This window comes from bacterium (assembly GCA_035528375.1).
GTDB lineage: Bacteria > RBG-13-66-14 > RBG-13-66-14 > RBG-13-66-14 > RBG-13-66-14 > RBG-13-66-14.
In genome coordinates this window covers 1-6,870 of sequence record DATKYS010000044.1, presented here as the reverse complement: position 1 = coordinate 6,870, position 6,870 = coordinate 1, and the positions used below count along the sequence as shown (strand labels likewise).

7 protein-coding genes are annotated in these 6,870 nt (G+C 69.3%); all 7 read right to left on the bottom strand.

All coding sequences use genetic code 11. From position 1 onward, the window contains the following. Positions 1 to 390: 390 nt before the first annotated feature. Positions 391 to 2,391: an Ig-like domain-containing protein gene (locus VM054_03255; protein HUT98070.1), complete on the bottom strand. Its 2,001-nt coding sequence runs from the start codon at positions 2,389 to 2,391 to the stop codon at positions 391 to 393. A 22-nt stretch (positions 2,392 to 2,413) separates the two neighbouring features. Further along, positions 2,414 to 2,629: a hypothetical protein gene (locus tag VM054_03250; GenBank protein ID HUT98069.1), complete on the bottom strand. Its 216-nt coding sequence runs from the start codon at positions 2,627 to 2,629 to the stop codon at positions 2,414 to 2,416. Between the two features lie 4 nt (positions 2,630 to 2,633). Continuing rightward, positions 2,634 to 3,950 carry a dihydroorotase gene (locus VM054_03245; GenBank protein HUT98068.1) on the bottom strand — a complete coding sequence of 439 codons (1,317 nt, stop codon included), beginning with the start codon at positions 3,948 to 3,950 and terminating at the stop codon, positions 2,634 to 2,636. After that, positions 3,951 to 4,847: a farnesyl diphosphate synthase gene (locus VM054_03240; protein ID HUT98067.1), complete on the bottom strand. Its 897-nt coding sequence runs from the start codon at positions 4,845 to 4,847 to the stop codon at positions 3,951 to 3,953. Positions 4,848 to 4,849: 2 nt separating this feature from the next. Further along, entirely contained in the window at positions 4,850 to 5,059 is a 210-nt protein-coding gene (gene xseB, locus VM054_03235) for an exodeoxyribonuclease VII small subunit (protein HUT98066.1), read from the bottom strand. Next, positions 4,983 to 6,419: an exodeoxyribonuclease VII large subunit gene (xseA, locus tag VM054_03230; GenBank protein HUT98065.1), complete on the bottom strand. Its 1,437-nt coding sequence runs from the start codon at positions 6,417 to 6,419 to the stop codon at positions 4,983 to 4,985. Before xseA ends, xseB begins: the two co-directional genes overlap by 77 nt. Before the next feature lie 76 nt (positions 6,420 to 6,495). Then, on the bottom strand, positions 6,496 to 6,870 hold a 375-nt coding region (locus tag VM054_03225; GenBank protein HUT98064.1), incomplete at its 5' end, for a hypothetical protein.

Below are 6,870 nucleotides of genomic sequence, written 5' to 3'. Positions count from 1 at the left end.
GCCCCTACGTCATCGCAATTCGCGGGCGACCGCAGAGGGTCGCCCTACGTCATCGCAAACATATCCGGGGTGAGGTTAGAACGCGGCGGGGACTGAAGTCCCCGCCCTACATTTAGCACACAGCAAAAACGGTCTCCCTCTCCCCGTGGGAGAGGGTTGGGGTGAGGGCTGCCTTTGAAAAAAAGGGCCGACCTAAAGGTCGGCCCCTACGTCATCGCAAGCACGAATGGGGCGATGGTCGGGGCATGAAAGCGACGGGGAGCAATTCGCGGGCGACCGCAGAGGACTCGTCCTACGGGTCGCCCCTACATCATCGCAATGCGCGAGCCACGGGCCGGGGTAATGGTCGGTGCATTTTCCCTCTCCCAGTGGGAGGGGGAATCCCTCTCTTCACTCGCCCGTGCCTGGGGCGAAAAGCCCGCCGAAACCGAGCATGTACATGCAGTCCGCGTTGTCGGAGACCCCGGCGGAGCGGTTTCCGTAGAAGAAGACCTCGCCCGGTTCGGCCGTGCCCAGCCAGACCCGCAGGCGGTCGGCCCGGGGGTTGTCGGTGAGCGCCACGTAGCGGCTTTTCATAAAGTCGTCGCGGACCCACATCGGCGGGGTGGCGGTGTCGTCGTAGAGGAGGTAAACGTGGACCCGGTTGTCGGCCCTCAGGCGGCCCAGGAAGTCCCGACCCAGCGCCGCCTCACCACTCCCCTTGGTCCGATCCCGATCGGCCGTCAGGAGCCAAACCAGGCCGTCGTAGGAGATTGGGAAGGTTAGGATCGAGTACCTCTCGTCCGAGTAGAGGGCGTCGCCCGTGACCAACCGCGTCAGGCGGTAGTAATCCGCCCAGCGGTTCAGGTAGGCCGAGCCCTGGATCAGGAGCCGATCCAGCACGAAGGAGGCCGGGGTCAGGTAGCAACTCATCCCCCACCGCCGCCCCACGGCGTCGGCGGCCAGCACGGCCAGCCTCGCCCCCTCCAACCGCGGGCTGTTGGCGCCCGGTCCGGGGATGAATTGGAAAATCAGCTCGCCGCTCGCGCCCGGCGGCAGGACCAGAGTCTCTTTCAACGGGACCAAATCGCCGCTCTCTACCCCCTCCGCGTCGCTGAAATAGCTCACGCCCTCGTACTCCACCCCCGACAGGAGCAGCCCCCGGCGGTTCCACACCACCCGGAGCTGGGTCAGGCGGACCTCGGCGTCGCCCGAGTTCTTTACTCCGAAGGCGCCGGTGAGCTCGCGGCTGGCCAGGACGTAGGCCGGGCGGGAGGTGTCCAGGTAGAGCGCGGGTCCCGACCCCGAACGCACCTCGACCATCAGGGAGTCGGAGCCGACCTGGTGGCGGTTGTCCACCGCCAGGGCGTAGAGGAGATGGTGGCCGTCGGGGACGGCCGCATCGCCGGAGACGGGGTTCCAGCCGCCGTCCAGGGCGTCGTAGGGGGCGTAGCCGTCCACCCCGAGCACCCGGTCGTCCAGGTAGAACTCCACCTGGCGCACTGCGCCGTCGGCGTCGTAAGCCGCCGCGCCCACGGGGACCGGCCCCCGCACCAGGGCGCCGTCCACGGGGGAATCGAAGATGACCCGGGGCGAGCCGACGCCCGAATCGCGCAGCTCCGCCGCCGCCCCCTGGGTCAGGAGCACGGGCGGTCCCTGGGGCGGGGCGCCCTCACCGGGAACGGCCGCCTCTCCAACCTTGCCCGCCTCCTCGCCCGTGGGGAATACGCCCCCCGCCGCCGCTCCCAGATAACGGGAGGCCAGGTTCACCGGGGTCACGGTCGTCGTAAGCACTATCGGCGCGAACCGGGGGTCGTCGGCCGGGGCGAGCGTCAGGGTAAGTTCCAGGCTGCGGATGCGGCGACGGGCCAGGACGCCCGCGGCCTTCTCGGAGACCAGCGCCTCGTGGGCGATTATTTCATCGGCCGCGTCCCGGTAAACCACGCGGAAGTCGCGCACGTCGCGGGACAGATCGAAGAGGTCGGGCCGTTCGGGGTCGCCTATCTCGTTGACCAGGGAACCGCCGGGGACGAGTCGGAAGCCGACCCGCTCGGCCCGGTCGTCGGCGTCGCCGTCGGGAGGCGTATCCGGCTCGTCCCCCCGGTAATCGGCGGCCACGACGACTGCGTTGGGCGCCGCTTCGGGAATCGCCTCGAAGAGGTCCATGCCCGTCGGATCGGCCCCGGCCTGGCCGACGGCGGCCACCATCGCCTGGAGCGCCATCCGGCCCCGGCGCTGGAGCTCGGCCCGCTTGCTCGATTCGTTGAACCCCGTCCCCGCCCCGGTAACGAGGAGCACCATCGGCACCATGATTATGGCGAAAATCGCCATGGCGATTATAAGTTCGATGAGGGTCAACCCGCGCTGGCCGCGGGTTGAGCCTATCCGACGGGTGATGAATCCGGTCGTCATGGCGAAAAAATGCTCCGGGCGGTCACGGACAGAGTTCCCGGGCGAGGCGCACCGATTCCTCGAACAGCCGTCCCTCGTCCCCGGAGAGCAGGGATCGGTCCACGAGCGGCTCCAGCAGAAGGATGGACCGCCGGAAATTCTCGATGACCCCGCGGTCCCGGGTGAAGGCCAGGACCTTCGCCAGATGGAGGATGGTCTCCACGCGGTCGCCGTTGATCCGCAACTCGTCAACCGGCATGGCGTCAACTCCCAACGAGCTCGCCGTCGGCCATCACGACCCGCCCCCCGACCACAACGTAAACGGCGCGGCCGGTGAGCTCCCAACCGGCGAAGGGCGTGTTTACCCCCTTACCGGCAAATTTTTCCGGGTCAACCGTCCACCGCGCGCCCCGGTCAATCACCGTCACGTCGGCTGCCGAGCCCACCCCGAGTTTTCCCTTTCCGGTAAGCCCCAGCCGCCGCGCCGGATTCGTGGAGAGCCGCTCCACCGCCTCGCCGAAGGATAGATGGCCCGGCTCCACCAGATACGTCAGCGTCAGCCCCAACGTCGTCTCCAGCCCCACGATGCCGAAGGGGGCCGTTTGGTAGGGCTGATCCTTCTCCGCCAGGGTGTGCGGGGCGTGGTCGCTGGCGATTATCTCCAACGTCCCGTCCCGCAGGCCGGCGACGACCGCCTCGCGGTCCGCGGCGGTCCTTATCGGGGGGTTGACCTTGGTCCTGGGGTCGAAATCGTCCGGAAGGGAAGACTGGTCCAGGCAGAAGTGGTGGGGCGTCGCCTCGGCGGTGACGTCGAACCCTCGCCGCCTGGCGTCGCGCACCGTCTCCACGGAACGGGCCGTGGAGACGTGGTCCACGTGGAGCGGCACCCCGACCCTGGCCGCCACGAGGATGTCGCGCACCGTCCCCACGTCCTCGGCCTCGGCCAGGATGGGCTCCAGCCCGGCCGCCGTGGCCGATGGACCCGCGGACACCACGCCGCCCCCGGAGAGCGCCTCCTCCTCGGCGTGGCTGATGACCAGAAAACCTGCGTCCCGGGCGTACTTGAGGGCGTTGAGGAGGAGGCCGGACCGTCGGACCGGGTGGCCGTCGTCGGAGAGGGCGACCGCCCCGGCCTCCCGGAGTTCGCGGAGCGGGGCGATTCCGGCCCCGGCCAGCCCCTCGGTCAGGGCCGCGATGGGAAAGACGTTCACCAGCCCGCGCAGCTCCGCGATGTAGCGGACGTACTCCACCGCCGCCTCGTTGTCCACGAACTGGCCGGTGTTCGCCTTGCAGGCGATGGATGTGAACCCGCCCAGCGCCGCCGCCCGCGTGCCGGTGGCGATGGTCTCCTTGTCCTCCAGCCCCGGCTCGCGCAGGTGGACGTGCATATCCACCAGGCCGGGCACGACGAAGAGCTCGCCGCAGTCAACGACTTCCGCCGTCGGCTCGACGAGCCCCCGTTCCACGGCGGCCACCCGCCCCCCGCGCAACAGCACGTCGGCCTTGGCGTAAAGGCCCCGGGCGGGGTCCACCACCGTCCCACCCTTGAGCAGAAGGGGCCTGGCACTCCTGGTCGGCAACTAGTGGTCCCTCTCGACGACGAAGCCGGCCAGCTCCGCCAGAATCTCGGGCCGGGGCAGACGCCGGGCCTCTTCCACGGCGGAATCGGCGTGGAACTTGGCCATCTTCCGCGACTTTTCCACCCCGTGAATCTTCGGGAAGGTGTTCTTGCCCCGCTTTTCGTCCGAGCCCACGGACTTGCCCAGCTTCGCCTCATCGCCGGTGACGTTCAAGAGGTCGTCGGCTATCTGGAACGCCATCCCCAGGTACTCCCCGTAGCGCGTGGCCGCCATGAGCCGGGTGTCGTCGGCCCGGGCGAGAATCGCCCCCATCCGGCAGGCGCAGCGGATCAGGGCTCCGGTCTTCAGGGTGTGGACGTAGTTCAGCATGGTGGCGTCTATGTCCTTGCCCTCGTTGGCCACGTCCGCCGCCTGGCCGCCGATCATCCCGAAGGTGCCCGAGGCCACGGCCAGTTCCTGGGAACAGAGGAGCAGGCGGTCGGAGAGCTCGATCTCCCGGGTGGCTCCCAGGGCGAGAATCTGGAACGCCACGGTCAGAAGCGCATCCCCGGTCAGGACGGCCACCGCCTCCCCGTACTTCTTCCACACCGAGGGTCGGCCCCGCCTGAGCTCGTCCGCGTCCATGCAGGGCAGGTCGTCGTGGACCAGGGAGTAGTTGTGGACACACTCCACGGCGCAGGCCGCCTCGGAGGCCCCGTCGGGCAGGTCGCCGGCGACGGCCTCGGCGGTGGCCAGGACCAGAATCGCCCGCAGGCGCTTGCCGCCGGAAAAGACGGCGTAGTGCAGCGCCTCGTGGACGTCCGGCGGATAGGCCCCCCTGTGCGGCAGGAGCCTCGCCAGCTCGCCGTCCACGAAGACCCGTTTCTGTTCCAGGTAAGCCTTGAGCTGTACAGTCAAGATTATCCTTCCACGTCGGGCAGGTCGAGGGGGCGCTCGGCGGGGGAGCCGTCGTCGCCCTTGACCAACTCGGTGAGTCGCCGTTCGGTTGCGTCGAGCTGGGACTGGCAGAGCTTCGCCAACCCCATGCCTTCCTCAAAGAGGGAGATCAGTCTGTCCAGGGGGTACACCCCGCCCTCGAGCTCGGCGACGATGGCCTCCAGCCTCTCCATCGCCTCCTCGAAGGTCATTTTCTTCTCCAAGTATCCTCCTGACCACGGTGAGCGCCGTCCCGTCGCGGACGGTCACGCCCAGTTCGTCGGACGGGTGCAGTTCCTCTATGGAGCGCACGGGCGCGCCCTTACGGGTGAGATGGCCGTAGCCCCGCCCGATGACGGCGCGTGGATCGAGGGCGACCAGACGACCCGTCCCCGAGCTCAGGCGCACCCGGTGTGAGTATATCCCGCCGGAAGCGGAGAGGCTCAACCGGCGGACGAGGCCCGCCAAAGCCCTCTCGCGCAGACGGGGGACCGCGTGGGCCCGCAACATGGCCAGCCGGACCCGCGCGAACCGAGACTTACCCGCCTCCACAGCCGAAAGGGAGGCGTGCCGCAGGCGCTCGCCCAGGCCGTCCACCCGCTGGCGGCGGAGGTTCAGGTAACCGGCGAGCCGCTCCACCGAAAAAGTTTTACGAAAATGTTCCAGCCGCTGACGTTCGAGCTTCAGCAGATCCGCGGCGATGCGTCGGAGGGAGCCGCGTCCCACGGCGACGCGGCGCCGGAGCTCGTCGCGCTCGGCGGTGACCATCTCGGCGGCGGCGCTGGGGGTCGGCGCCCGCACGTCGGCCGCCAGGTCCGCCAGCGTCACGTCCACCTCGTGCCCCACGGCGGAGATGACCGGCACCGGGCAGGCGTGAATCGCCCGGCAAAGGCCCTCGTCGTTGAAGCAGAAGAGGTCCTCGTAGGAACCGCCGCCCCGCCCCACGATGAGCACGTCCACCAGCCCCGAGGCGCCGAGTTCCTCCACGGCGCGGGCCAATTCCGCCCCGGCGCCCTCGCCCTGGACCAGGGCGTGCCGGAGGACGACGTCCAGGCCGGCGTGGCGGCGCGCCAGGACGCGCAGGATGTCGCGCAGGGCCGCCCCGTCGCGGCTGGTGACCACGCCCACCCTCTTCGGCAGGCGAGGCAGAGGTCTTTTTCCCTCGGCGGCGAAGAGCCCCTCGGCGGCCAGCCTCGTCTTGAGTTCCTCGAAGGCCCGCTGGAGCTCCCCCAGCCCGCGCAGGACCAGCTCGTCGCATATGAGCTGATAGCTCCCCCGGGGCGGGTAAACGGAGACGTCGCCCCGTGCCACCACCTCGAGGCCGTCCGCGGGGGCGAAGCCGAGCCGCTGGGGTCGCGGGCGGAACATGGCGCACCCCAGCACCGCCCCCTCGTCCTTCAGGCGGAAGTAGAGGTGGCCGCTGGCGGCCAATTTTACGTCCGTCAGCTCCCCGGCCACCCAGACCCCGGCGTAGCGCTCCTCGAGGGTGCCCTTTATCAGGGCGGTCAGCGCGCTGACGCTGTAGGGCTCGGGCGCTGGGGAACCGTTGAGCATGGGGCTATCTTATCCCAGGCCGCCGCGGGCGTCAAATACGAGACCCCGCCGGGGCGGGGTTCATCGTAAATTTCCGTTACTCGAGGTCGGCGTCCGTCACCCCGCCGTAGCGCGGTCGTCGCATCGCCTTGCCGGCGCGGTTGACCGTCCGGCCGACGACGGTGGTCGTGGTGTGTCCGCCGGCGGTGAAGGTGCGGACCTCGGCGGGACCCGACGCCGCGTAAACTGCGGCCCGGAGCGGCTTATCTCCGGCCATGAGACCGGAAATTTCCGCGATTATCTCCTCCCCCGCCCGGCGGGCGATTCCCCGGTGGTCCTCCAACTCGGCCACGGCGTTGAAGGTGGCGAAGACGCCGTCGCCGATGAGCTTGTCCACCACCCCGCCGTGCTTTTCGACGATTCGGCCCACGACGGCGTAGTAGTCGGCCAAAATGGCGGCGACACGCCCGTC